The sequence below is a fragment of the uncultured Halomonas sp. genome (genome assembly GCF_947501415.1).
Classification (GTDB): domain Bacteria; phylum Pseudomonadota; class Gammaproteobacteria; order Pseudomonadales; family Halomonadaceae; genus Halomonas.
The window spans coordinates 14,657-37,889 of the sequence record NZ_CANMVL010000011.1 but is presented as its reverse complement, the minus strand read 5'-3'; the positions used below and the strand labels follow the sequence as shown (position 1 = coordinate 37,889).

The following is a 23,233-nucleotide window of genomic DNA, read 5'->3' as shown; positions in this document are numbered from 1 at the left end:
GGCCTATACCCCCAGAATCTTCAGCGTATTGGTGCCGCCGTGGGCATTCATCTCATCGCCCCGCATCAGCATCACATGATCCCCCGGCTCGGCGATGCCCTTCTCCACCAGCAGCGCCAGGGCGCGGTCGTTGAGCTCCTCGGCCGTCATCTCGCTGGTGTCGAAGGGCAGCGACACCACGCCGCGATAGAGCGCCATGCGCCGCTGGGCGATGGCGCTGTGGGCCAGGCCGATGATCGGCAGCCCGGAGCGGATGCGCGAGGCGATCAGCGGCGTATAGCCGGTCGAGGTCATGCAGGCGATGGCGGCCACCCCGGAGAGGTGGTTGGCGGCGTACATGGCGGAGAGCGCGATGGTCTCGTCGACCCGGGAGAAGCCCTCGTGGATGCGGTGGCCCGACTCCTGGGCGATTCGCTCGCGCTCGGCGCCCAGGCAGACCCGGTCCATCGCCTCGATGGTCTCCACCGGGAAGTCGCCTGCGGCGGTCTCGGCGGAGAGCATCACCGCATCGGTGCCATCGAGCACGGCGTTGGCGACGTCGAATACCTCGGCGCGGGTGGGCAGGGGCGACTCGATCATCGACTCCATCATCTGGGTGGCAGTGATCACCGCCCGGTTCAGGCTGCGGGCTCGCTTGATGATGCGCTTCTGGGTGCCGATCAGCTTCTCGTCACCGATCTCCACGCCGAGATCGCCACGCGCCACCATCACCGCCTCGCAGGCCTGGATGATGCCGTCCAGCGTCGCCTCGTCGGTCACCGCCTCGGCGCGCTCGAGCTTGGCCACCAGGCCGATCTCCTTGCCGGCCTCGCCCAGCAGGTCGCGGGCCTCGGCCATGTCGGCGGCATGCCGCGGAAACGAGACCGCCAGGTAGTCCACGCCGATGTCGACGGCGGTGGCGAGGTCCGCCCTGTCCTTGTCGGTCAGCGCCGGCGCCGAGAGTCCGCCGCCCAGCTTGTTGATGCCCTTGTTGTTGGAGAGCCTGCCGCCCACCGTCACCGTGGTATGGATCTCCTGGCCCGCCACGGCGGTGACGTCCAGCACCAGCCGGCCATCATCGAGCAGCAGGCGGTCGCCCGCCACCACATCCTCGATCAGCTGCTTGTAGTCGCAGCCCACGCGATCCTCATTCCCCGCATCGCCGTCCAGGGCCATGTCGAGCACGAAAGGCGCCCCTTCGGCGAGCTCCACCGCGCCATCACGGAAGCGGGCGATGCGGATCTTCGGTCCCTGCAGATCGCCCAGGGCGGCGACGCTTCTGCCCAGGCGAGCGGCGATCTCGCGGACTCGCTCCAGGCGGCGGCGGTGATCGGCGGCAGTGCCATGGGAGAAGTTGAGGCGCACCACGTCGACACCGGCCGCGATCATGGCCTCGAGCACGCCCTCGCGGTCGCTGGCGGGACCCAGGGTGGCGACGATCTTGGTGCGGCGAATGGGGTGGTGGATGGGCTGTGTCGACATTGGACGGGCCTCCAGTGGCATGGCTGGTAGTCAGACTACAAGGTTAGCCGCTTATCAGTATCTTTACTACACCTGGGGGAAGCTCGGGAATGGCCGCATTCTTTGGTGTTTAAATTTTATTTTCAGCAAGTTGGAGGGATTTTTGGCTTTTTTTGATAAGGGTTGAGCGATCTCAAATTTTACAAATGTTGTAAACTTACTTAATTTCTATTGAGTCCCTGATCAGTTTGCGTCACATTGAGAGGCATGACGCGAGCCGCAGGGCATAGCCTCGTTTGCTTACAACACGGGACTCTCGCCAGCAGGTTCGACCATATCCCCCCGCAAGATGCCACTGGAGAGGAGAGAGGAAATGATGCTCAAGATTGCCATCAACGGGTTCGGCCGTATCGGCCGCAATGTGCTGCGCGCTCTCTACGAGAACGGCTATCGCGACCACATTCAGGTGGTGGCCATCAACGATCTGGGCGACCCCTCCCTCAATGCCCATCTGTTGCGCCATGACACCGTGCATGGCCACTTCCCCTTCAAGGTCGAGCATGACGAGCAGAGCATGAGCGTCGACGGCGACCGGGTCGCGATCCTCTCGGAACGTGATCCTGCACGCTTGCCCTGGAAGAACCTGGAGGTGGACCTGGTGATGGAGTGCACCGGCCTGTTCACCAAGCGCGCCGACGCCGCCAGACATCTCGAGGCCGGCGCCGAGCGGGTATTGATCTCTGCGCCGAGTCCCGACGCCGATGCCACCGTGGTCTATGGGGTCAACGAGGCGGTACTCAGCGCCGAGCATCGCGTGGTCTCCAATGCCTCCTGCACTACCAACTGCCTGGCCCCGGTGGCCAAGGCGCTCAACGATGCGGTGGGTATCGAGAACGGCCTGATGACCACGGTGCACGCCTACACCAACGACCAGAACCTCTCCGACGTCTATCACAGTGACCCCTACCGGGCGCGAAGCGCGACCCACTCCATGATTCCCACCAAGACGGGCGCCGCCGCTGCGGTCGGCTTGGTACTGCCGGAGCTCGCCGGCAAGTTCGATGGCCTGGCCGTGCGCGTGCCGGTGATCAACGTCTCGCTGGTGGACCTGACCTTCACCGCCGGGCGCGAAACTACCAAGGAAGAGATCAACGAGATCGTGGCCAGTGCGGCCGAGGCCTCACCGGTGCTGGCGGTCAATGCCCAGCCGCTGGTCTCCATCGACTTCAACCACGACGCCCACTCCTCGACCTTCGACGCCAATCACACCCGGGTGAATGGTCGCCTGGTCAAGGTGATGGCCTGGTATGACAACGAGTGGGGCTTCTCCAACCGCATGCTGGATACCGCCCTGGCGATGCACGCCGCCGATTGAGCGGCGTGAGTCGGCACCCGGCAGGCGGAGGAAACGCAAGACGCCCCCAGAAGGGGGCGTCTCTCGAAGGTGGGCGTCTCTCGAAGGAAGGCGCCTCTCGCTGGGGGCGGGCTCGGTGGATGATCAGCTCAATCGCTGCATGTAGTCCACGTAGCCGAAGGTCCTCACCGTGCGTACCTCGCGACTGGTTTCATCGATCCGACAGATCGAGGGCAGGCGAATGCCATTGAAGGTGGTGGTCTTGACCATGGTGTAGTGCGCCATGTCGGTGAACACCAGGCGGTCGCCGATGGCGAGTGGCGCATCGAAGCTGTACTCGCCGACGATATCGCCGGCCAGGCAGGTCTGGCCACCCAGGCGGTAGGTGTGGGCCTTCTCGCCCGGCTTGCCGCCGCCGATGATCTCGGGGCGGTAGGGCATCTCCAGCACATCGGGCATATGCGCGGTGGCGGAGGTGTCGAGGATGGCGATGGGGCCATCGTTGTCGACGATATCCAGCACCGTGCAGATCAGGTAACCGGTGTTCAGCGCGATGGCCTCGCCCGGCTCCAGGTAGACCGTCAGGTGCGGGTGGCGCTCACGGAAGCCGCGAACCACCCGCACCAGTCGCTCGATGTCGTAGTCGTCGCGGGTAATATGATGGCCCCCACCGAAGTTGACCCACTCTAGGTCACCGAGATACTGGCCGAATCGCGCCTCGAAGGCCGCCAGGGTCGTCTCCAGGTCGTCACTGTTCTGTTCACACAGGGTGTGAAAGTGCAGCCCCTCGAGGCCCTCGAGGTCCGCCGGGGTCAGGTCCCCCGCTCGGGTACCGAGCCGTGAGCCCGGCGCGCAGGGGTCGTAGAGCGGGACATCGCCGGTGGAGTGCTCGGGGTTGACCCGCATCCCACAGGAGACCCGGCGTGGCGCCGCCGCGACCATCTCGCGGAAGCGCCGCCACTGGCCCGGAGAGTTGAAGCTGAGGTGGTCGGCATAGCGCAGCACCACCCGCAACTCCTCCTCGGTGAAGGCCGGCGAGTAGCAGTGCACCTCGCCACCGAAGGTCTCGGCGCCCAGGCGAGCCTCATCCTGACCGCTGGAGGTGGTACCCACCAGGTACTGGCGTACCAGCGGGAAGGTGTCCCACATGGCGAAGCCCTTCAGCGCCAGCAGAATCTTCGCACCGCTCGCCGCCTGGACTTCGCCGAGGCGCTCCAGGTTGCGGCGCAGCAGGGCATCGTCCACCACATAGGCCGGGGAGGGGCAGGCCCGGATGCTGAAGTCCAGGCCCTGCTCGCGTGCGTTCACCATGGCTCAGGCCAGCGGGTCGTGGTCGGGGTCGAGCTCGACCACCTGCCACGGCAGCCCCATCTCGCCGATGCGGGCCATGAAGGGGTCCGGGTCGAGCTGCTCGACGTTGAACACACCGTCACCCTTCCAGATGCCCTCCAGCATCAGCATGGCGCCGGTCACCGCCGGCACGCCGGTGGTGTAGGAGATGGCCTGGGACTTGACCTCCGCGTAGCACTGCTCGTGATCGCAGATGTTGTAGATATGCACCTTACGGCGCTTGCCGTCCTTGATGCCGTCGGCAATGATGCCGATGTTGGTCTTGCCCTTGGTGCGCGGGCCCAGTGATGCCGGGTCGGGCAGCACCGCCTTGAGGAACTCCAGGGGAGCGATCTCGGTGCCGTTCACCTCGATCGGCTCGATGCTGGTCATGCCGACGTTCTCGAGCACCTTGAGGTGGGTGATGTACTTGTCGGAGAAGGTCATCCAGAAGCGGATGCGCTCCAGTCCCTTGATGTTCTGGCACAGGGATTCCATCTCCTCGTGATAGAGGAGGTAGATATCCTTCTCGCCGATGCCGTCGAAGTCGAAGGTGCGCTTCTCGGCCAGCGGAGCGGTCTCCTTCCACTCGCCCTTCTCCCAGTAGCGACCCTTCGCGGTGATTTCGCGAATATTGATCTCCGGGTTGAAGTTGGTGGCGAAGGGATAGCCATGGTCGCCGCCATTGGCATCGAGGATATCGATGCGATGGATCTCGTCGAACAGGTTCTTCTGAGCGTAGGCGCAGTAGATATTGGTCATGCCCGGGTCGAAGCCGCAGCCCAGGGTGGCCATGTTACCGGCCTTGGCGTAGCGCTCCTGGAAGGCCCACTGCTCCTTGTACTCGAACTTCGCCTCGTCGGGGTGCTCGTAGTTGGCGGTATCCAGATAGGGCACGCCGGTGCGCAGGCAGGCCTCCATGATGGTCAGGTCCTGATAGGGCAGGGCCACGTGGATCAGCACATCGGGCTTGAATGACTCGATCAGCGCGACCAGTGCCTCGACATCGTCCGCATCCACCTGAGCGGTCTGAATCGGGCGATCCAGCTGCTCGGCGATGGCCTGGCACTTCGCCTCGTTGCGGCTGGCCAGCATGATCTCGCTGAAGACTTCGGGGTGCTGCGCGCACTTGTGGGTCACGACGCCGCCGACGCCGCCGGCGCCGATAATCAGGACTTTGCTCATGGGTTCGAATCCAGATCGGGAAAGTTCAACAGTGGTAGGGTCTTATCGGTAGTGAAGCGCCGCGGCGCCTCCGACCCGATGCCACCCCGGTCTTGGCCTCGCCCGGCTCCCCGGCAGGGGATGACGAGAGGGCGCAGATAATGGCGCCCTATGAGGCTGGTATCAAGTGGTTTTGGCGTCAAGCTCAGGCCGGGGCGCGGAGCACCGGACGGGAAGTCGGCTTGGAACGCAAGGGTGGTTAGGGCGAGAGCAATGAAGCGGGTGTGTGCCGGCCCCATTTGATCCCATGCACCAGTTTGTTGTGTCCTTCTCTGCAGTATTTTCTCACGGGAACAATATGAAACCCCGACTTCTTGATGAGGATCATGGCAAATTTAAGACAGTCTGCTACCTTGATGTGCTAATTAAACCAATAACGTATGCATGCGTGATGACGCATGCTGAAATCATGCCGGCTGACCTGTGAGGGGGCGTTATGGCAGAGGTCAAGAGCGAGAGCGAGTCAGGCTCTATCGGCAAGCGGCGAGAGTGGCTTGCCTTTCTTTTCGTGGTGGCGATCGTCGTGCCGCTGCTTACCATCGCGGTGGTGGGAGGTTATGGCTTCGTGGTGTGGATGCTGCAGGTCTTCGTGCTGGGGCCGCCCGGACATGGTGGTTGACGCCCTACTGACTGAGAGAGACGAGACATGAAGATCATCGCAACCCTGTGGAATACCCTGAAGAAGCCCCCGGTGCATATCAGCCTGGGGGTGATCATCATCGTCAGCTTCTTCGCCGGCATCGTGTTCTGGGGCGGTTTCAACACGGCCATGGAGTACACCAACACCGAGGAGTTCTGCATCAGCTGCCACGAGATGGAGGACAACGTCTATCAGGAGCTGCAGAGCACCGTGCACTGGTCGAACCGCACCGGGGTGAGGGCCATCTGCTCCGATTGCCACGTGCCCCATGACTGGACCGCCAAGATTGCCCGCAAGATGCAGGCGAGCAAGGAGGTGTGGGGCGCCATTTTCGGCACCATCGATACCCCCGAGAAGTTCGAGGCCAAGCGTCTTGAGCTGGCCCAACATGAGTGGGCTCGTTTCAAGGCCAACGGCTCCCTGGAGTGCCGCAGCTGTCACGACTACAACAGCATGGACTGGGACAGGATGTCCGACGAGGCGCGTCGCTTTATGAAGCCCGCCGCCGAGCGTGATCAGAGCTGCGTGGACTGCCACAAGGGCATCGCGCACAAGCTGCCCGAGCAGATGGGCAGCGAGGATCCCATGCTGGCGCGCCTGGTGCGTGAAGCCACCTCGGTCAGCCTGGACGAGGGCCAGCAGTATTACAGCGCCAAGTCGGTGGACCTGTATACCGACCCGGAGCTCACCGAGCGTGCCGGTGTTCTGCAGGTGGCCACCGAGGTCAACATCGTCGAGACCCGGGGCGACAGCGTGAAGCTGGAGATTCCGGCATGGCGCAAGGAGAAGGGCTTCGGTCGCGTGCTCTATGCTGACTTTGGTCAGAACATCAGCAGTGCCGTTCTCGACAAGGAGGTTGCCCAGAATGACTCGCTTATCGAGGTTCAGGAGACCAATGTCGTCGATGAAATGACTGGCCTGCCCTGGGGCAACGTGAACGTGGCGCTATGGGCCGAAAAGGGGGTGTATCTCGAAAACCGCGAGGCCCTCTGGGAGACCGCGGGGCAGACCTATCGTGATGCCTGCAGCGTCTGCCACACCGAGCCCGCGCCCGAACATTTCGATGCCAACACCTGGCCGGCGATGTTCTCCGGCATGGTCGGCTTCACCAACATGAGCGCAGGCACCCAGGAGCTGGTGCTCAAGTACCTGCAAATGCACTCTTCCGACTATGTCGAAGGCGCTCACTGATACGCCCAAGGAGCTCTCATGACTATCAGCCGTAGAAGTTTTCTCAAGGGGGCCATGGCGGGCTCCGCAGCTTCGCTGATCGGCCCTGGGCTACTCACCAGCACTGCCGCTGCCGGGGTGACCGAGCAGGGTGTCTGGAAGACCGCCGGCTCCCACTGGGGCGCAATGAACGCCTTGGTGAAAGGGGGCAAGGTGGCCGAGGTGAAGCCTTTCGGTGCCGACCAGTACCCCACCGAGATGCTCAAAGGCATCAAGGGGCTGATCTACAGCCCCTCGCGCATTCGCTACCCGATGGTGCGTCTGGAGTGGCTTAAGAATCGCCACAACGGTGACCGCACCACGCGCGGTGACAACCGTTTCGTGCGCTTGACCTGGGATGCGGCGCTCGACCTCTTCCACGAGGAGCTGGAGCGCATCCAGACCGAGTATGGTCCCTGGGCGCTCTATGCAGGGGCCACCGGCTGGCGCCAGACCGGTCAGGTGCACAGCTGCGGTAACCATATGCAGCGGGCAGTGGCGATGCATGGTCACTTCGTCAAGAAGGTGGGCGACTACTCCACCGGGGCTGGTCAGGTCATTCTTCCCTACGTGCTGGGTTCCACCGAGGTCTACAGCCAGGGCACCTCCTGGCCGCTGATCCTCGAGAACAGCAAGACGGTGGTGCTGTGGGGCAACGACCCCTACAAGAACCTGCAGGTGGGGTGGAACTGCGAGACCCATGAGTCCTACGCCTATCTGGAGCAGCTCAAGGCCAAAGTGGAGGAGGGCAGCATCCGGGTCATCAGCGTGGATCCGGTGCGCACCAAGACACAGAACTATCTCGGCTGCGAGCAGCTCTATATCAACCCGATGACCGACGTCGCCTTTATGCTCGGCATGGCGCATACCCTCTACAACGAGGCGCTCCACAATCAGGAGTTTATCGACGCCTATGCACTTGGCTTCGATGACTTTATCGCCTATGTCCAGGGTGACGCCGATGACGGCGTGGCCAAGACACCGGAATGGGCCGAGGAAATCTGTGGTGTGCCGGCCGAGCGTATCCGTGAGTTTGCTCGCTTGCTGGCGGCCGACCGCACCCAGCTGCTGTTCGGCTGGGCCATACAGCGCCAGCAGCATGGTGAGCAGCCCTACTGGATGGGGGCCGTGCTGGCCACCATGCTGGGGCAGATCGGTCTTCCTGGCGGTGGCATCAGCTATGGCCACCACTACAGCTCCATCGGTGTGCCGTCATCCGGAGCGAGTGCGCCGGGCGCCTTTCCGCGCAATGTGGACGCCGGCAAGACCCCCGAACACGACAACACCGACTTCCAGGGCGCCGCCTCGACCATTCCGGTGGCACGCTGGATCGACTGTCTGCTCAATCCGGGAGAGACCATTCAGTACAACGGTGCCGAGGTCACCTTCCCGGATATCCGCATGTGCGTCTTCAGCGGCTGCAACCCCTGGCATCACCACCAGGATCGCAACCGAATGAAGAAGGCGTTTCAGAAGCTCGAGACGGTGGTCACCATCGACTACTCATGGAACGCTACCTGTCGTTTCTCCGACCTGGTGCTGCCGGCCTGTACGCAGTTCGAGCGCAACGATATCGATATCTACGGCTCCTACTCCAACCGCGGCGTGCTGGCCATGCACAAGCTGGTGGACCCACTTTTCCACTCGCGCAGCGACTTCGACATCTTCACCGATCTGTGTCGTCGCTTCGGGCGTGATGAGGAGTATCGCCAGGGCCTGGACGAGATGGGCTGGGTCAAGAAGCTCTACGATGAGTGTCGCGAGGCAAACAAGTCCTTCAGCCCGGCGCCGGGAGGCGACCAGTCGACCTCGTCCATGCCGGAGTTCACGCAGTTCTGGAAGGAGGGGTATGTCGACTTCGGCCCGGGGGAGAATTGGGTGCGTCATGCCGATTTCCGCCAGGCTCCCGAGGTCAATGCGCTGGGCACCCCCTCCGGCTTTATCGAGGTCTCAAGCCGCAAGATCGCCCGCTATGGTTATGACGACTGTCGTGGCTATCCGACCTGGATGGAGAAGGCCGAGCGTTCTCACGGGGGACCGAACTCCGACCGCTACCCCTTGTGGTTGCAGTCGGTTCACCCCGACAAGCGGCTCCATTCCCAGCTGTGCGAGTCCGAGGAGTTGCGGGCCACCTATGCGGTGCAGGGGCGCGAGCCCATCTACATGAGCCCGCAGGATGCCTCGGAGCGCGGGATCCAGGATGGTGACCTGGTGCGTGTCTTCAACGATCGCGGGCAGCTGCTGGCGGGAGCGGTGGTTTCCGGTGATTTCCCGCCAGGCGTGGTACGCATCCAGGAGGGGGCCTGGTATGGGCCGGTGGGGCCGGAAATCGGAGCCTTGGATACCTACGGCGATCCCAATACCCTGACTCTCGACCTGGGTACCTCCAAGCTGGCTCAGGCACCGAGCGCCAACACCTGTATCGTGGAGATGGAGCGCTTCGAGGGTGAGGTGCCCGAGGTCACTGCCTTCGGTGGACCGACCATGGTGGAGATATGAGAGAGTCAACATCGCCGCTGACTGCCGCCCGCCAGGGGACTGACGGCGGCTCGCCAGTCGACTGGGAGTCGGAGAGCCTGTTGTGCCGCTGGCTGGCGACCGTTCTGGGCACCGAGCTGGATGACGCCTCGCTGGAGCGCTACCGCAACGGAGAGGCGGCCCCATTCTTTGACTATCTTCGTGACGCCCATGGCATGACGCATGAGGTCGCGCGCCTCGATGAGGCGCTGTCACGGTTGGTGATGCTCAGGGCTCCCCGCCTGGAGCTGGCGGCCGATTTCACCGAGTTGTTTCTGGTGGATGCGCGGAGCGGTGCGCCCCCTTATGCCTCATTGTACGCAGGCGGCGAAGGTGGCTTTCATGGTGAGGCGGCGGAGCGAATGGAGGCCCGGCTCGCTGAGGCGGGGTATGCGGTCAGGAGAGAGGTAGCCGAGCCTGCCGACCACCTGGCCGTGATGCTCGACTATCTGGCGAGCCGCCTGCAGATGCTGGCCGAGGCGGAGGGCCTCGCACGAGAGGAGATTCGTCAGGATGTTGGGGCGTTTCTGGAGCATGAGCTGTGTAGTTGGCTGCCGCAGCTGGTGTCGAGAAGCGCCGCCGTAAAGACCGTCAGTGACTTCTATCCGGGGCTGCTGGCCCTGACCGATGCCTACTGTCATCGCCTGGCGGAGGGAGCAGCCACTCCAGAGGCCGAGCAGGATTTGATTAGTTAACGGCTCAATCCTAATCTGCTGATATGCCGGTGCTGCCGGGGCTTCACCAGCCGTCTTCACCCGCACTCTTTATCAACAACAAGCCACTGGAGATCAGCATGAGCCCGTTCCTTCGTAACCCCCTCGCCCCTCGCTCCCTGACGGCGGCGTCGCTGCTGGCCGCGGGCCTTGGCATTGCCTTCGCCGGCAGCGTGCAGGCCGCCACCACCGTGAACATCGGCTACAACGGCGCCCCGGACCCCGACAAGAACGCCGTCCATGTCTTCGCTACCAACCTCAAGGAACTGGTCGAAGAGAAGACCGGTGGCGAGCTCGAACTGAAGCTCTACCCCAACAGCATGCTGGGCGAGGAGGAAGAGCGCATGGAGCAGGTGATGAACACCCCCAGCCTCAATATCGCCTCCTTCGCCGGCATGTCGCCCGTGGTTCCCGAGGTCTTCGTCAGTGCCATCCCGTTCCTGTTCGATGACTTCGAGGCGGCACGCACTTTCTTCGACGAGGGGGAGTACTGGCAGGCGGTGGAAGAGGCGCTGCGTGAGCGCACCGGTCTGGAGTTGCTGGCCGTGGTCGAGGAGGGAGGCTTTTTGGCCTTCACCAACGATGAGCGGCCCATCTCGTCACCCAGCGATTTCGAGGGGCTGCGCTTCCGCGCCATGGACCCCAGCCAGGTGGCCCTCTATGAGGCCTTCGGCGCCTCGGGTACCCCAATCCCCTGGACCGAGGTCTACATGGCGCTGCGCACGGGGGTCGCCGATGGCCAGATGAACCCGCCGATGTATATCATCCTCGGCAGCCTCTACGAGGTGCAGGACTACCTGACCCTGGCCAACATTCAGTACTCGGACCAGTTTCTGGTCGGCAACGGTGCGATGATCGATGGCTGGGACGAGGAGATGCGAGAGGCCTTCCTGGAGGCGGTCGCCGAGGCCAATCAGCTGGCACGTGACGACAACGAGGCCAGGGTGGACGAGCGCATCGCCTATCTCGAGGAGCAGGGCATGGAGGTCATTCGGCCGTCCGAGGAGGAACTCGCCGAGTTTCGTGAGCTGGGGCAGCCGGCCTACATGGAGTGGCTCAAGGAGCGTGATATCGACTCCCGGTTCATCGACATGGCCCTGGAAGATGCCGGCATGACTCACCTGACCGAGTAGCCGGCCCCATGGCGCAGGGCAGCCGCCAGGGCCTGCCCTGCGCACGGCCCCATTGATCATGGCGGAACCTTTCATGCCATCCTTGAGTGCTCGCGTGCTGGATATCAGCCGCCGTGTGTCGCTAACGGTGGCCGGCACGTTGTTGTTGCTGGACCTGGCCATCATTCTGTTCGGCGTCTTCATGCGCTACCTGGCCGGTGGCGCCCCCATCTGGACGGATGAGCTGGCCCGCTACCTGATCATCGGCAGCGTCCTGCTCGCGGCAGGTGCCGTCTGGATCGAAGGCGGCCATATGCGGGTCGCCCTGATCGAGCGTCTGCTGCCGATGCCGCTCCGTCGACTGCTGAACCTCTATCAGTGGCTGCTGACGCTGGGCATCGCGATTGCCGCGGCCCTCTTCAGCTACCGTTACGCGCTGTCGGTCTCGATGTTCACCAGTCAGGGACTCGGAGTCAGCCGAACGGTGCCGATGATGGCGCTTCCGGTGGGCTTCGCCCTGCTGGCCTGGCAGGCCCTCTGGTATGGGCCGGCGCCACTCAGGGAGCCCACGGAGGAGGCGACATGACCCTCACCATGCTGGCCGTCTTCCTGGTGCATGTGCTGCTGGGTCTGCCGCTTTTCGTGTCGCTGCTGGCCACCTCGCTGGTCGGGTTCCTGTTCGTCGATACGAGCATGATTCCGCGCATGCTCCCCCAGCAGTTCTTCGGCGGCATCAACGCCTTCTCGCTGATGGCAATTCCGCTGTTTATCCTGGCCGGCAACCTGATGAACGTGACCCGCCTCACCGACCGCCTGATGGCCTTCGCCAAGCTGCTGGTCGGCCATCTGAGAGGGGGCATGGGGCACGTCAACGTGGTGTCGAGCGTGTTCTTTGCCGGGGTCAACGGGTCGGCCGTGGCCGACACCTCGGCGCTGGGGTCGCTGCTGGTGCCTCCCATGCGCAAGGAGGGGTACTCCACGGCCTTCGCGGCCGGGTTGACGGCAGGCAGTTCATTGATCGGGCCGATCATCCCACCGAGCATCTTCATGATCCTCTACGCCTCGCTGACCAACACCTCGGTGGGTGACCTGTTCCTTGCCGGCGTGATTCCCGGTCTGCTGCTGGGGGTCGCGTTCATGGGCATGAATGCCCTGTATGCCTGGCGCGTGGGCCTGCAGAAGCGTGGTGGCCTGCCCGGCGCAGGTGAGCTGATGGTAACGGCGGTGGGGGCGCTCCCGGCTCTGGTCGCTCCCTTTATCATCGTGGCGGGGATCGTCCTGGGCTTCGTCACCCCCACGGAGTCCGCGGCGCTGACCGTCCTCTATGTCGCGCTATGTGGCGCGCTGCTGGGGAAGCTCCGCCTGGCCGATCTGTGGAAGGCCATCGTCGATACCACCCGCCTGACCTCGGCCATCTTCATGATCATGGCCGCCTCGGCCACCATCAGCTGGTTGCTCTCCTATGCCCAGGTGCCCAATCAGTTCGTCGCGCTGCTTGACCCCTATATCGACCGGCCGATGGTGATCCTGCTGATGCTCAGCGCGATCACCTTCGTGACCGGCATGTTCATGGAAGAGGTGTCGGCGCTGATGCTGCTGACGCCGATCTTCTCCCCCGTGGCGATGATGGCCGGGATCGACCCCGTGCATCTGGGCATCATCATCACCCTCAATATCACCATCGCCCTGATCACCCCGCCCATGGGGGCCTGCGTGTTCGTCGCGGCCGCGGTCAGCCGTCTGGAGATCGTGTCGCTGTTTCGCACCATCTGGCCGTTCGTGATCACGGCGGTGCTGGTGTTGCTGTTGCTGATCCTCTTCCCCGGGCTCACGCTCTGGCTTCCCTCGCTGCTTGGATAGTCCCATGACCGACTCCCTCTCACGGCTGACCGCTGTACCGATCCCCGAGGCGCCCGGCCCCGACTGGCCGGTGCTGAGCCGGATACCCATCGAAGGGAGCGACGAGCCGTTGATCCCGCTCAGCCTGGCACCGGCACCGATCAAGGTCTTCCCGGTGTACGCCAAGCAGGGCCTGCCGGGCGCGATCAATGAGTGCTACGTACGGGAAGGGGTGTATCGGCGCCTGCTCGAAGTGGCGCGAGCCCTGCCGGAGGACATGGGGCTGATCATCCTGGATGGCTGGCGGCCATGGAGGGTTCAGCAGTATCTCTTCGATACTCTGCAGGAAGCGATTCGTGGGCGTCATCCCGAGCTCGCAGAAGAGGAGCTTCTCACCCGCACCCGGGAGTTCGTCTCGGTGCCCAGCGATGACCCTGCAGCGCCCAGCCCTCATCTGACCGGAGGGGCGGTGGATGTCACCCTGAGCGATGGCGATGGACTGCCCCTCGATATGGGCACGCTCTTCGATGAGGCCGTACCGGCCTCGCATACCGCCTACTACGAGACCCTGGAAAAACCGACGGAGCTGCAGCGTCGGGTGCGCGCCAATCGTCGGCTGCTATACACGATGATGCGCAAGGCCGGTTTCACCAACCTGCCCAGCGAGTGGTGGCACTTCGATGCCGGCGACCAGCTCTGGGCCCATTACGGTCAGCACGACAAGGCGATCTACGGGCCCGCCGAGCTGGATACCGTCGAGAGTCGCTGGCGCAAGCAGCTGTAAGGCGAGTGGAGAAGAGGTTATCTTGCCTGGAACCCCCCCCCCCCGCGAACCTCTGTCTTTCGAATCAGTGATTCTTGACGCGTTGAATTCTCCACGCCAGAAAGCCGATGATCCCCAGCCCCAGGGGCCCCAGGATGGCGGCGGCGACGCCAGGTGCTATGACCACGCCAAGGGCATTCAGGCTCTGCAGCCCCAGCTTGAACAGGCTGAAGAGGTAGTAGCTGATGACGATGATCGACAGCCCCTCGACAGCCTTCTGTATCTTCAGCTGACTGTTGGTGCGTTCGTTGAGGCTCTGCAGGATCTCGGAGTTCTGCTCTTCTATCTCCACCTGGGCACGGGTTCTGATCAGGTCATTGAGCCGTGCAACACTCTCCGCGAGACTCTCCTGGCGCCGATTGATAGCGGCACAGTAGTGAACCGTTGGCCGAAAGCGTCGCAGGATGAAGGTCCCCAGTCGGGGGCGGTCGTCGAGGCGCTCCTCGCGTAGCTCTTCGATGCGGTTGAAGACGATCCGCGCATAGGCCTCGGTGGCGCTGAAGCGCTGGCGCGATCGGGCACCCGAGCGCTCAAGTCTGGCCGAAAGCTCGGAGATGGCCGCCAGAAGCGGACGGGAGCTTGCTTCGGCGTCCTCGGTGTTACGCTCCGAGAGCTTGCCGAGCTCGAGCTCGTGGTCGCGTAGCTCGAGGCTCATCTTCTTGGCCATTGGTAGCGCCAGCGAAGCCATCATGCGGTATGTCTCGATCTCCAGGAGGCGCCGGGTCGTGCGCCCCAGGCGAAAGGCGTTGAGGCCGCGGTTGACCAGCATCAGCCGGTTGACTCCGTCCGCCGTGAGCCGGAAATCGCTCCATACGGTGGCGTCTCCATCCCCCACGCTGGAACCGGCAGGGTCGCGAAAGCCGTAGGCCCTGGGGTCGCCACCCCAGTCAGCCTCCGCCTCCACCAGGACCAGGCTGGCATTGATGAGCTTACGGCTGTGTGCGGCGGTGATCTCCGCCAGCAGCGGCGGGGGCGACGGCCAGGGCTCGCCTCGCGCGGACTTGGGGACCAATAGGGTGAGGGTGAAGAACTCGGTGTGGCGCTCCCATTTCAGCGTCTGGTCACCGAAATTCAGGATCTCCTGAGCCGCTTCGGAGTCGGGGGTCCTGCCGACCGCCTCTGCGATCCGGTCGAGGATGTCAGTGGCAATGCCGTCGCCATCGAGGAAGGCGTAGTGGTGAATGTGCGCTGGCTCCTCGAAGTAGATCGAGGGCCGAGCGTGAAGCTCGTTATGCAGTCGGGCGCGTTGTGGGTGCATGTGGGAACCAGGCAAGGAGGGAAATGCTTCGAGCCTAGAGGCTGGCCTCCCCCGGGCCAAGTGTGCTGCATCAACGCGCCTCTCTTGTTCAGGATGGAAGACGGTGTTCAGGATGGAGGTCGGCCAGCTCGACAGGGGGCCTGCAACAAGCCCTGGGTCGAAGGGAGACGGGCCCGCCTATTCGCAACCAACAGAGGGGTATAAGAAAAATGCATGGCGGTGAATAAGGCTTCGCCTCTACTCGGCTGTCGTCGGGTTCTGCAGCATGCATGCCGGTTAACTGCCCGCAACCGGAGCCTGACGATGCAGCCCATTTCCCGCCGTTACACCTTTCTCATTCATGAACAGCCGCCCGCCGTTGTCATCGAGGATGGTGGGCAGTCCCATGAACTCAGTCCGCTGTGGCTACGTGAGCGCACTCAGGCCCCTGACCAGTTGGAGGGCATGACCCAGCAGCGGCTGTTCGACTCTCACGCCATCGACGCCGACCTGACGCTTGTCCGGGCTGTACGGGTGGGCGAGCAACGGGTGGATCTCACCTTCAGCGATGGCCATCGCGAGACCTACGACCTGAGCACCCTGGGCGATGAGCTGGGCGAGACCGATCTCTTTCCGGTCGCCGAGCCCTGGGATGCCACGCTGGCGCCGCAACAGATGCGTTTCGACTGGAACCGAGTGCTCAACGACCCCGCCTATTTTCAGGCTTCCCTAGATGCCTATCTGCGGCGGGGGTATATCGTGCTGTATGGCGTGCCCACCGACCCTGAACGCATCCTGCAGGTCGGCAGTCACTTCGGCTACGTCAAGGAAACCAATTTTGGCCGCTATTTCGAGGTCTACTCCCGCCCCAGCGGCAATGACCTCGCCTACCGCAGCGTGGCGCTGGGCCCCCATACCGACAATCCCTATCGCGATCCGGTACCCGGCATCCAGCTGCTACACTGCCTGGTCAACGAGACCACCGGTGGCCTCTCCACCCTGGCCGACAGCCTCAAGGTCCTCGAGCAGCTGCGCCAGGAAATGCCGGACGGCTATGAACTGCTCAAGCAGATACCGGTGCGCTTTCGCTTCGTCGACGCCGGCACCCGGCTGGTCACCCAGCGCACCATGATCCAGACCGACGATGACGGCCATCCGACCGGTGTCCATTACAGCCCGCGTCTGGATGCTCTGCCGCTGTTGTCCGACGCCCAGACCCGGCTGTTCCACCGTGCCCGCCAGCGGCTCGGCGAACTGCTGGCCGACCCGGCCTATGAGGTGCGCTTTGCCCTCGGTGCCGGCGAGTTGATGCTGTTCGACAACAGCCGCGTGCTGCACGGTCGCACCAGCTATGACAGTAACGAGGGGCACCGCCACCTGCAGGGCTGCTATCTGGATGCCGATGGCCCGCGGGAACGATTTGCCAGCCTCTTGAAGACCCACGCATCCATCGAGGAGGTTGCCTGAATGGAACAGGTCACATTTCGCCAGATGAAAGACGGCACCCGGGAGGAGTATGTCTTCCTGGAGCAGCTGGAAGACACCTTCAACCAGGGGTTGGTCGACCGTCTGCTCAACGCCCTGCGCCAGCTGGAGAACACCCTGAGCGGCTATCAGGTCACTCGGCTGGAGCATTCATTGCAGTCGGCGGCACGCGCCGAGGCCGATGGTGCCGATGAGGACATGATCGTGGCGGCCCTGCTGCACGATCTGGGCGATGAGCTGGCCCCCTACAATCACTCTCAGCTGGCGGCCGCCATCATTCGTCCCTATGTGCGTGCCGAGGTCACCTGGGTCATTCATCACCATGGCCTCTTCCAGAAAGTCTATTACGCGCACCACTTCGGCGAAGATCCCCACGAGCGCGACCGTTACAAGGACCACCCCTGGTACCAGACCTGCGTCGACTTCTGTGAGCGCTACGACCAGGCCGCGTTCGATCCGGACTATCCGACGCCTCCGCTCGAACACTTCGAGCCCATGCTGAGGCGTGTGTTCTCTCGTCAGCCCTTCGATCCGGCGGTGATCGGCGAGGAGTATCCGCTGGAAGTATGAGGCCATGGTCTTGTGCGGATGCTCGAGGCGAGCATCCGCAACGCCTCACGGCTCAATATCTCGGTCCCGCACCCTCCGTCGGCAGTCCTTCCTCCCGATCCACGGCGTCCAGCAGCCAGTCACGGATCGGCTCGATCACCGCACTCCGGTGATGCTTGACACTCAGCCAATAGCCATAGCTTTCGCGCGTGATCTGCGGCCCCAGCGCCACCAGCTGGCCGGTAACCAGGTACTCCTCGACCAGGTTCGACCAACCCAGCGCCACCCCACGATGGGCAAGCGCGGCATTCAGCAGCAGCGCATAGTTGTGATAGGTAAAGATGCCCTCGTCGGGCGCCAGCGTCAGGCCCGCGTGCTGGCACCACTGCGTCCAGTCGAGCCAACGCGGATTGCGAATATCCTGATGCAGCAGCGAAAGCTCAGCTAGCTTCGATGAGGTCAGGGGGCCCGAGATATCGTGCCGTTGGGCATATTCGTGACTGCAAACGGGAAAGACCACCTCGCGCGCCACCAGCCGCTCCTCCTCCTGAGGGGCGTGTGGGCCAAAGCGAATCGTGATGTCTGCAGCCAACCGTTCGGGGTCATCCGCACGATCGATGGGCATCAGCCTGACATTGAAACCCGGGAAGGCCCGCTTCAGCGCCGGTAGGCGCGGGAGCAGCCAGAGATGCGCGAACCCTGCGTCGGCGGCGATGACGACCGACGGCGCGGGACCCTGGCCATAGCGTCTGAAGCGATCACAGGCATCGCGCAGGGTGTCGAGGCTCGGTGCGATCTCCCGGTAGAAGTGCTCCCCTTGGGTGGTCAGGCTCAGTCGCCCCCCGCGACGGTCGAACAGCGGTAGGCCGAGATGCTCCTCCAGTACCCGAATCCGTTGGGAAATGGTGGGTTGGGTGGTGCGTTCGGCATCAGCCGCCGCAGTCATCGAGCCCAGCCTGGCGGTGGTCACGAAGGCAATCAATGACTTCATGGAAGCAGACTCAGGGGTTACTGATGGTTGCATCTAGGTACTGCCGAATGTCGGGTGATGATCAATGCCCATCGTCGGGGGGGGGCGAAGAGGTGGTCCATAAACGAAAAAAGCACCCGTAGGTGCTTGATTCGCTTGCTGATTGGTGGAGGCGGCGGGAATTGAACCCGCGTCCGCCAGCACTCGCCCATTGGCTCTACATGCTTAGATTCCGTCATCTGATTTAACGCGACTGGCTCCGACGGTCAGGATCCAGCCTCGCGATTCCTCTAAAGTTTAACGACCGGCAAGAGGACGCTACCGATCGCGATCCCATCATTCTTGGCTCGTATCCCCTCCGTGATGAATGGGCACATCACTTCGGGGCCGGACTAGAAGCTAGCGGCTATTAAGCTGCCAGCGCGCCCTGAGCGTAGTTGTCGTCGTTTGCGACTATTTAGTCGTGATGTTGGATTTACGAGATACATCACGCTCTCGGCATGCACCGCAGGGGTTGTCACCGGCGTCGAAACCATGTCGCCCCCTTAACGTCCATCCTAACAGGATGTTGCTTGATATGACAGGTCAGCCCCGGTTTTGTTCCCGCATGATGCGTCCCTTCTGACGCTGCCAGTCGCGATCCTTCTCGGTGGCGCGCTTGTCATGCAGCTTTTTGCCGGTCACCAGCGCCAGCTCGCACTTCACCCGGTTGCCCTTCCAGTAGAGCTTGAGCGGCACACAGGTGTGCCCCTTGTCCTGGGTGCGCGAGAAGATCTTGGCGATCTCCTTCTTGTGCAGCAGCAGCTTGCGGGTGCGCGTGGGATCGGCCACCTCGTGGGTGCTCGCGGTGTTGAGCGGCACAATATGGCTGCCCAGCAGCCAGGCCTCGCCGTTCTTGACCAGGATGTAGGTGTCGGTGAGCTGGGCCTTGCCCGCCCGCAGACTCTTAACCTCCCAGCCCGCCAGCACCAGGCCGGCCTCGAAGCTCTCCTCGATGTGGTATTCGAAGCGCGCCTTCTTGTTCAAGGCGATGACGTTGCTGCCGGGGCCCTTGCCCTTGCCTTTCTTGTTGGCCATGAAACCTCGTATCGTATCGTGTCTTGTCCGTGGCGGCTTCCTCCGAGATGTGGGGAAGCGTGGTACCATTCAAGGCCTGAAATGACGGCCCATGATACGCCCTGGGCACCGTGAAGTCAGCGAGGAGCGCAATGCCAACGGTTAACCGAACCGCCATGGTGCGGCATACCCCCCAGGAAATGTTCGATCTGGTCAATGACTTTGAACGCTACCCGGAGTTCCTGCCGGGCTGCCGCCGCGCCCGCCTGGTGGAGCGTGACGAGTCACACCTGATCGGCGAGATGACGCTGGGTCGGGCCGGCATCGAGCAGAGCATCATGACCCGCAACGACCTGATCGAACCCGAGCGCATCGAGATGTCGCTCGTCAGCGGCCCCTTCAAGCGCCTGCGCGGCCGCTGGCTGTTCACCCCCATGGGCGAGAACACCTGCAAGGTGAGCCTGGAGATGGAGTTCGAATTCGCCAATCGCCTGCTCGGCATGGCCTTCGGCAAGCTCTTCCAGCAGGTGGCGGGGCAGCTGGTCGACTCCTTCACGCGCCGTGCCAACGACCTTTACGGGCGCTGAAGCATGGCCGAGATCGATGTCGAGGTTGCCTTCGCCCTCCCGGAGAAGCAGCGCATCATCGCTCTGCGGGTGCCGCTCGGCACCACGGCAAGCGAAGCCGTGGCACTGGCCGACCTGCCGTCACACTTTCCCGAACTGCCCGCCGAGGCCTTCAGTGCTCCCGACCTGGGGCTGTTCGGCAAGCGCCTTCGCGAGCCCGAATCCCATCGGTTACGCGCCGGTGACCGGGTCGAGGTCTATCGTGCACTGATCATCGACCCCAAGGCCGCCCGCCAGGCCCGCGCCAACACCAGACGCTGACGCCCCGCCGGGCGGATACTCGGCGGGGCGTCGCTTGGCCAGGCTGGCGGCTATCAGCGCTGGTCGGCGGGAACGGCGTTGGGCGTCGCCAGTGGCGTGCCGGTGCCGGCGTCCGGTGATGGACCACCCTCGTCCTGGCGCATCTCGATCGCGCCGTCGAGATCGCCTTCACGCTGGATATCCACCAGGCGGTTGCCATCGAAGGTCAGGGTGACGCGACGGCGCTCGGTACCCTCGTAGGCCTTGTCCAGGTAGAAGAGGTAGTCCCATTGGCTGGCATCGAAGGGCGCCTCCAGCAGAGGGCTGCCCATCACATAGATGACGTCGTCACGCGTCATGCCGGTGCGCAGCTGTCCCACCATCTCGGCGGTCACCAGGTTGCCCTGGGGAATGTCGCGCTTGTAGACCCCGAAGTAGCTGCAGCCGCTGGCCAGCAGCAGGGCGGCGGTAAGGGTGACGATTTTGGTCAACTTTTGCATTTGCGCCTGTTCTTCACTATCGTGGTTTCGGTCGATCATACCCGACCCTACCCGTTACTGCGAAGAGCTACCATGGCCGACCAGAACCATGAATTACGCAAGGCCGGTCTCAAGGTGACCCTGCCGCGCGTCAAGATTCTGCAGATCCTGGAAAATGCCCAGGGCGAGCATCACCTGAGCGCCGAGGATGTCTACAAGACTCTGTTGGATGCCGGTGAAGACGTTGGCCTCGCCACCGTCTATCGTGTGCTGACCCAATTCGAGGCGGCGGGCCTGGTGGTCCGTCACAACTTCGATGGGGGGCACGCCGTGTTCGAGATCTCTCAGGAGGAGCACCATGATCATATGGTGTGCCTCGAGAGCGGCGAGATCGTTGAGTTCTTCGACGAGGTGATCGAGCGCCGCCAGCAGGAGATCGCCGAGGAGCATGGCTATGAGCTTGTCGATCACGACCTGGTGCTCTACGTCCGTCCTCGTGGCTCCAATGCGACCCGCCTGGATGGCCCGCCGCGCAAGTAGTCGTGCTCAGATGCCGGCGACGCCAGTCTGAGGCAGCGGCAGTCTGAAACAGTGCCAGTCTAAAACACCACGGCCCCGATCAGTGATCGGGGCCGTGGTGTTTCTGGGCCTATTATCCTCGGCCGGCACTCACTGTTCGAGCGATCAGTGGTGGGGGTGCTGGCTGGCATCGAGCATCTCCCGGGCATGAGCCAGGGTGCGGTCGGAGAGGTTGACCCCGCCCAGCATGCGCGCCAGCTCGCCGACCCGGCCGGCCTCATCGAGCAGTGCCATGCGGGTCAGGGTGGTGTCGCCCTCGGCCTGCTTCTCGATATGTAGATGGCGATGGGCCTGAGCCGCCACCTGGGGCAGGTGGGTCACCGTCATCACCTGCCCCTGCTCGCCGAGCCGGCGCAGCAGCTGGCCGACGATCTCGGCGGTGGCGCCGGAGATACCCACATCCACCTCGTCGAACACCAGGCTGGGGATGGTGGAGTGGCGTGCCGCCACCACCTGGATCGCCAGGCTGATGCGCGACAGCTCGCCCCCCGAGGCGACCTTGGCCAGTGGCCGTGCCGGCTGGCCGGGGTTGGCGGCAATCAGGAAGCGCACGCTGTCCAGCCCTTCGGCGGCGGGCGTCTCACGCTCGCTCACCTCGACCTCGAAGCATGCCTTGCCCATGGCCAGGAAGGCGAGCTGCTCCTGCACGGCCTCGCCGAAGCGTGCGGCCGCCTGGCGGCGCGCCTCGCCTACCTCCCGGGCCAGGCGCTTCCACTCCTCGCGCAGGGCCTCGACCTCAGCGGAGAGGCTGTCCAGGTCCTGGTCACCCTCCTCGAGGGTCGCCAGCTCGGCCCGCAGGTCCTGATGCAGCGCCAGCAGCTCCTCGGGCATCACATGGTGCTTGCGCGCCAGGCGGTGCACGGCCCCCAGGCGCTCATCCACCCAGGCCAGGCGCTCAGGGTCGAGCTCGGTATCCGCCGCGAGGTGGGTCAGTTCGCGGGCCGCCTCCTCGACCTGGATGCGCGCCTCCCCGAGCATGGCCAGCGTCTCCGCCAGGCGGCCGCGGTCGCAGCCAGGCAGCGTTTCGAGCCGAGTAATCGCCTGGGTGAGGCAGCTGATGGCGCCGCCCTCGTCATTGTCGCAGCACTCGCTGGCGAACTGCGCCTCGCGCAGGCGCTCCTCGGCGTGGGCCAGCTCCTCCTGCTCCTCCTCCAGGGCCTTCAGTTCGCCCTCGGCGAGGCCCAGCTGGTCGAGCTCCTCGACCTGGTAGCGCACCAGCTGGCGGCGGGCGCTCAGCTCGTCGCCATCCTCGGCCAGGCGCTTGAGCCGTCGCCGGGCGGCCTGCCAGGCGCGAAAGCGCTCGACCATGCTGGCGACGGTGTCGCGATGTCCGGCGAAGTCGTCGAGCAGGCGCAGATGGGTCTCTTCGCGCAACAGCTGCTGATGGGCATGCTGTCCATGCACCTCGATCAAGTGCTCACCCAGGCCGCGCAGATCGGCGATCGTCACCGGCTGGCCGTTGATCCATGCCTTGGAGCGGCCGTTGGCACTGACCACTCGCCGCAGCAGGCAGTCGTCGCCGGGGATCTCCCGGGCGGCCAGCCAGGCGCGGGCCTGGGGCAGGTCGGTGATATCAAAGCGGGCGGAGAGGTCGGCGCGCTCCCGGCCGTGGCGCACGCTGGCGGCATCGGCGCGCTCGCCCAGGCAGAGGCCAAGGGCCCCGAGCAGGATCGATTTGCCGGCGCCGGTCTCGCCGGTGATGGCGGTCATGCCGCCGGCGAGCTCCAGCTCGAGATGGTCGACGATGGCGAAGTCGCGAATGGCAAGTTCCGTCAGCATGGTGTCTCCCCGGGCGGGCCTGTCTGCTGGCTA

Annotated in this window: 22 protein-coding genes and 1 other RNA gene; 14 read left to right on the top strand and 9 right to left on the bottom strand. The window is 63.8% G+C overall.

Features of this window, described 5'->3' with window-relative positions:
* Positions 1-3 precede the first annotated feature (3 nt).
* Positions 4-1,461 (bottom strand): pyruvate kinase, encoded by a 1,458-nt coding sequence (pyk, locus tag Q0894_RS08655; protein ID WP_299233855.1) that lies wholly within the window; start codon positions 1,459-1,461, stop codon positions 4-6.
* A 352-nt stretch (positions 1,462-1,813) separates the two neighbouring features.
* On the opposite strand from pyk, the gene gap reads away from it, so the two are divergent.
* Positions 1,814-2,815 carry a type I glyceraldehyde-3-phosphate dehydrogenase gene (gene gap / locus Q0894_RS08650; RefSeq protein ID WP_299233852.1) on the top strand — a complete coding sequence of 334 codons (1,002 nt, stop codon included), beginning with the start codon at positions 1,814-1,816 and terminating at the stop codon, positions 2,813-2,815.
* A gap of 123 nt (positions 2,816-2,938) precedes the next feature.
* On the opposite strand, the gene nspC is transcribed toward gap, so the two are convergent.
* Positions 2,939-4,105, bottom strand: a complete 1,167-nt coding sequence (gene nspC, locus Q0894_RS08645; RefSeq protein WP_299233849.1) for a carboxynorspermidine decarboxylase — start codon at positions 4,103-4,105, stop codon at positions 2,939-2,941.
* 3 nt (positions 4,106-4,108) lie between these two features.
* Positions 4,109-5,308: a saccharopine dehydrogenase family protein gene (locus Q0894_RS08640; protein WP_299233846.1), complete on the bottom strand. Its 1,200-nt coding sequence runs from the start codon at positions 5,306-5,308 to the stop codon at positions 4,109-4,111.
* Positions 5,309-5,783: 475 nt separating this feature from the next.
* Here Q0894_RS08640 and Q0894_RS08635 point away from each other — a divergent pair, with 475 nt between their 5' ends.
* From Q0894_RS08635 to Q0894_RS08600, 8 genes are all read left to right on the top strand, one after another.
* A complete protein-coding gene (locus Q0894_RS08635; protein WP_161424080.1) occupies positions 5,784-5,966 on the top strand; it encodes a periplasmic nitrate reductase, NapE protein in 183 nt (60 codons plus the stop codon).
* A gap of 27 nt (positions 5,967-5,993) precedes the next feature.
* On the top strand, positions 5,994-7,178 hold the full coding sequence (gene torC / locus Q0894_RS08630) for a pentaheme c-type cytochrome TorC (RefSeq protein WP_299233831.1): 1,185 nt from the start codon (positions 5,994-5,996) through the stop codon (positions 7,176-7,178).
* 18 nt (positions 7,179-7,196) lie between these two features.
* A complete protein-coding gene (torA, locus tag Q0894_RS08625) occupies positions 7,197-9,695 on the top strand; it encodes a trimethylamine-N-oxide reductase TorA (RefSeq protein WP_299233827.1) in 2,499 nt (832 codons plus the stop codon).
* Positions 9,692-10,408: a molecular chaperone TorD gene (torD, locus tag Q0894_RS08620; protein ID WP_299233824.1), complete on the top strand. Its 717-nt coding sequence runs from the start codon at positions 9,692-9,694 to the stop codon at positions 10,406-10,408. Before torA ends, torD begins: the two co-directional genes overlap by 4 nt.
* 98 nt (positions 10,409-10,506) lie before the next feature.
* The gene (dctP, locus tag Q0894_RS08615) at positions 10,507-11,559 is read left to right on the top strand and encodes a TRAP transporter substrate-binding protein DctP (protein ID WP_299233821.1); all 1,053 of its coding nucleotides are present in this window, start codon (positions 10,507-10,509) and stop codon (positions 11,557-11,559) included.
* Between the two features lie 73 nt (positions 11,560-11,632).
* Positions 11,633-12,124, top strand: a complete 492-nt coding sequence (locus Q0894_RS08610) for a TRAP transporter small permease subunit (protein WP_299233818.1) — start codon at positions 11,633-11,635, stop codon at positions 12,122-12,124.
* Positions 12,121-13,398, top strand: coding sequence for a TRAP transporter large permease (locus tag Q0894_RS08605; protein WP_299233816.1), 1,278 nt, complete (start codon positions 12,121-12,123; stop codon positions 13,396-13,398). The genes Q0894_RS08610 and Q0894_RS08605 overlap by 4 nt, the downstream gene beginning before the upstream one ends.
* A gap of 4 nt (positions 13,399-13,402) precedes the next feature.
* A complete protein-coding gene (locus Q0894_RS08600; protein ID WP_299233814.1) occupies positions 13,403-14,161 on the top strand; it encodes a M15 family metallopeptidase in 759 nt (252 codons plus the stop codon).
* 64 nt (positions 14,162-14,225) lie between these two features.
* Here the strand turns inward: Q0894_RS08600 and Q0894_RS08595 are convergent, their stop codons facing one another.
* A complete protein-coding gene (locus tag Q0894_RS08595; RefSeq protein WP_299233811.1) occupies positions 14,226-15,458 on the bottom strand; it encodes a DUF3422 domain-containing protein in 1,233 nt (410 codons plus the stop codon).
* 303 nt (positions 15,459-15,761) lie between these two features.
* Between Q0894_RS08595 and Q0894_RS08590 the strand changes: the two genes are divergently transcribed.
* Positions 15,762-16,904 (top strand): TauD/TfdA family dioxygenase, encoded by a 1,143-nt coding sequence (locus Q0894_RS08590; RefSeq protein WP_299233808.1) that lies wholly within the window; start codon positions 15,762-15,764, stop codon positions 16,902-16,904.
* Positions 16,905-17,492, top strand: coding sequence for an HD domain-containing protein (locus tag Q0894_RS08585; protein ID WP_132042152.1), 588 nt, complete (start codon positions 16,905-16,907; stop codon positions 17,490-17,492).
* Between the two features lie 52 nt (positions 17,493-17,544).
* On the opposite strand, the gene Q0894_RS08580 is transcribed toward Q0894_RS08585, so the two are convergent.
* From Q0894_RS08580 to smpB, 3 genes are all read right to left on the bottom strand, one after another.
* On the bottom strand, positions 17,545-18,462 hold the full coding sequence (locus tag Q0894_RS08580) for a LysR substrate-binding domain-containing protein (RefSeq protein ID WP_299233803.1): 918 nt from the start codon (positions 18,460-18,462) through the stop codon (positions 17,545-17,547).
* Positions 18,463-18,605: 143 nt separating this feature from the next.
* Positions 18,606-18,986, bottom strand: a transfer-messenger RNA (tmRNA) gene (gene ssrA / locus Q0894_RS08575).
* A 40-nt stretch (positions 18,987-19,026) separates the two neighbouring features.
* Positions 19,027-19,518 (bottom strand): SsrA-binding protein SmpB, encoded by a 492-nt coding sequence (gene smpB / locus Q0894_RS08570; protein ID WP_195688525.1) that lies wholly within the window; start codon positions 19,516-19,518, stop codon positions 19,027-19,029.
* A 131-nt stretch (positions 19,519-19,649) separates the two neighbouring features.
* Between smpB and Q0894_RS08565 the strand changes: the two genes are divergently transcribed.
* Positions 19,650-20,084 carry a type II toxin-antitoxin system RatA family toxin gene (locus Q0894_RS08565; protein ID WP_132042140.1) on the top strand — a complete coding sequence of 145 codons (435 nt, stop codon included), beginning with the start codon at positions 19,650-19,652 and terminating at the stop codon, positions 20,082-20,084.
* Positions 20,085-20,087: 3 nt separating this feature from the next.
* Entirely contained in the window at positions 20,088-20,384 is a 297-nt protein-coding gene (locus Q0894_RS08560) for an RnfH family protein (RefSeq protein ID WP_299233798.1), read from the top strand.
* A 53-nt stretch (positions 20,385-20,437) separates the two neighbouring features.
* Here the strand turns inward: Q0894_RS08560 and Q0894_RS08555 are convergent, their stop codons facing one another.
* On the bottom strand, positions 20,438-20,863 hold the full coding sequence (locus Q0894_RS08555; protein ID WP_299233795.1) for an outer membrane protein assembly factor BamE: 426 nt from the start codon (positions 20,861-20,863) through the stop codon (positions 20,438-20,440).
* A 72-nt stretch (positions 20,864-20,935) separates the two neighbouring features.
* On the opposite strand from Q0894_RS08555, the gene fur reads away from it, so the two are divergent.
* A complete protein-coding gene (gene fur, locus Q0894_RS08550; RefSeq protein WP_132042137.1) occupies positions 20,936-21,382 on the top strand; it encodes a ferric iron uptake transcriptional regulator in 447 nt (148 codons plus the stop codon).
* 144 nt (positions 21,383-21,526) lie between these two features.
* Here the strand turns inward: fur and recN are convergent, their stop codons facing one another.
* Positions 21,527-23,200, bottom strand: a complete 1,674-nt coding sequence (recN, locus tag Q0894_RS08545) for a DNA repair protein RecN (RefSeq protein WP_299233789.1) — start codon at positions 23,198-23,200, stop codon at positions 21,527-21,529.
* Between the last annotated feature and the right edge of the window lie 33 nt (positions 23,201-23,233).

What these genes read in the sequence shown, in the direction of transcription:
- nspC (WP_299233849.1), bottom strand. Translation starts at nt 4,105, where the DNA reads ATGGTGAACGCACGCGAGCAGGGCCTGGACTTCAGCATCCGGGCCTGC.
- Q0894_RS08585 (WP_132042152.1), top strand. Translation starts at nt 16,905, where the DNA reads ATGGAACAGGTCACATTTCGCCAGATGAAAGACGGCACCCGGGAGGAG.
- recN (WP_299233789.1), bottom strand. Translation starts at nt 23,200, where the DNA reads ATGCTGACGGAACTTGCCATTCGCGACTTCGCCATCGTCGACCATCTC.
- dctP (WP_299233821.1), top strand. Translation starts at nt 10,507, where the DNA reads ATGAGCCCGTTCCTTCGTAACCCCCTCGCCCCTCGCTCCCTGACGGCG.
- Q0894_RS08580 (WP_299233803.1), bottom strand. Translation starts at nt 18,462, where the DNA reads ATGAAGTCATTGATTGCCTTCGTGACCACCGCCAGGCTGGGCTCGATG.
- Q0894_RS08640 (WP_299233846.1), bottom strand. Translation starts at nt 5,308, where the DNA reads ATGAGCAAAGTCCTGATTATCGGCGCCGGCGGCGTCGGCGGCGTCGTG.
- Q0894_RS08560 (WP_299233798.1), top strand. Translation starts at nt 20,088, where the DNA reads ATGGCCGAGATCGATGTCGAGGTTGCCTTCGCCCTCCCGGAGAAGCAG.
- fur (WP_132042137.1), top strand. Translation starts at nt 20,936, where the DNA reads ATGGCCGACCAGAACCATGAATTACGCAAGGCCGGTCTCAAGGTGACC.
- Q0894_RS08610 (WP_299233818.1), top strand. Translation starts at nt 11,633, where the DNA reads ATGCCATCCTTGAGTGCTCGCGTGCTGGATATCAGCCGCCGTGTGTCG.
- Q0894_RS08635 (WP_161424080.1), top strand. Translation starts at nt 5,784, where the DNA reads ATGGCAGAGGTCAAGAGCGAGAGCGAGTCAGGCTCTATCGGCAAGCGG.
- Q0894_RS08605 (WP_299233816.1), top strand. Translation starts at nt 12,121, where the DNA reads ATGACCCTCACCATGCTGGCCGTCTTCCTGGTGCATGTGCTGCTGGGT.
- torC (WP_299233831.1), top strand. Translation starts at nt 5,994, where the DNA reads ATGAAGATCATCGCAACCCTGTGGAATACCCTGAAGAAGCCCCCGGTG.
- torD (WP_299233824.1), top strand. Translation starts at nt 9,692, where the DNA reads ATGAGAGAGTCAACATCGCCGCTGACTGCCGCCCGCCAGGGGACTGAC.
- Q0894_RS08595 (WP_299233811.1), bottom strand. Translation starts at nt 15,458, where the DNA reads ATGCACCCACAACGCGCCCGACTGCATAACGAGCTTCACGCTCGGCCC.
- Q0894_RS08565 (WP_132042140.1), top strand. Translation starts at nt 19,650, where the DNA reads ATGCCAACGGTTAACCGAACCGCCATGGTGCGGCATACCCCCCAGGAA.
- pyk (WP_299233855.1), bottom strand. Translation starts at nt 1,461, where the DNA reads ATGTCGACACAGCCCATCCACCACCCCATTCGCCGCACCAAGATCGTC.
- Q0894_RS08555 (WP_299233795.1), bottom strand. Translation starts at nt 20,863, where the DNA reads ATGCAAAAGTTGACCAAAATCGTCACCCTTACCGCCGCCCTGCTGCTG.
- smpB (WP_195688525.1), bottom strand. Translation starts at nt 19,518, where the DNA reads ATGGCCAACAAGAAAGGCAAGGGCAAGGGCCCCGGCAGCAACGTCATC.
- Q0894_RS08600 (WP_299233814.1), top strand. Translation starts at nt 13,403, where the DNA reads ATGACCGACTCCCTCTCACGGCTGACCGCTGTACCGATCCCCGAGGCG.
- Q0894_RS08590 (WP_299233808.1), top strand. Translation starts at nt 15,762, where the DNA reads ATGCAGCCCATTTCCCGCCGTTACACCTTTCTCATTCATGAACAGCCG.
- torA (WP_299233827.1), top strand. Translation starts at nt 7,197, where the DNA reads ATGACTATCAGCCGTAGAAGTTTTCTCAAGGGGGCCATGGCGGGCTCC.
- gap (WP_299233852.1), top strand. Translation starts at nt 1,814, where the DNA reads ATGATGCTCAAGATTGCCATCAACGGGTTCGGCCGTATCGGCCGCAAT.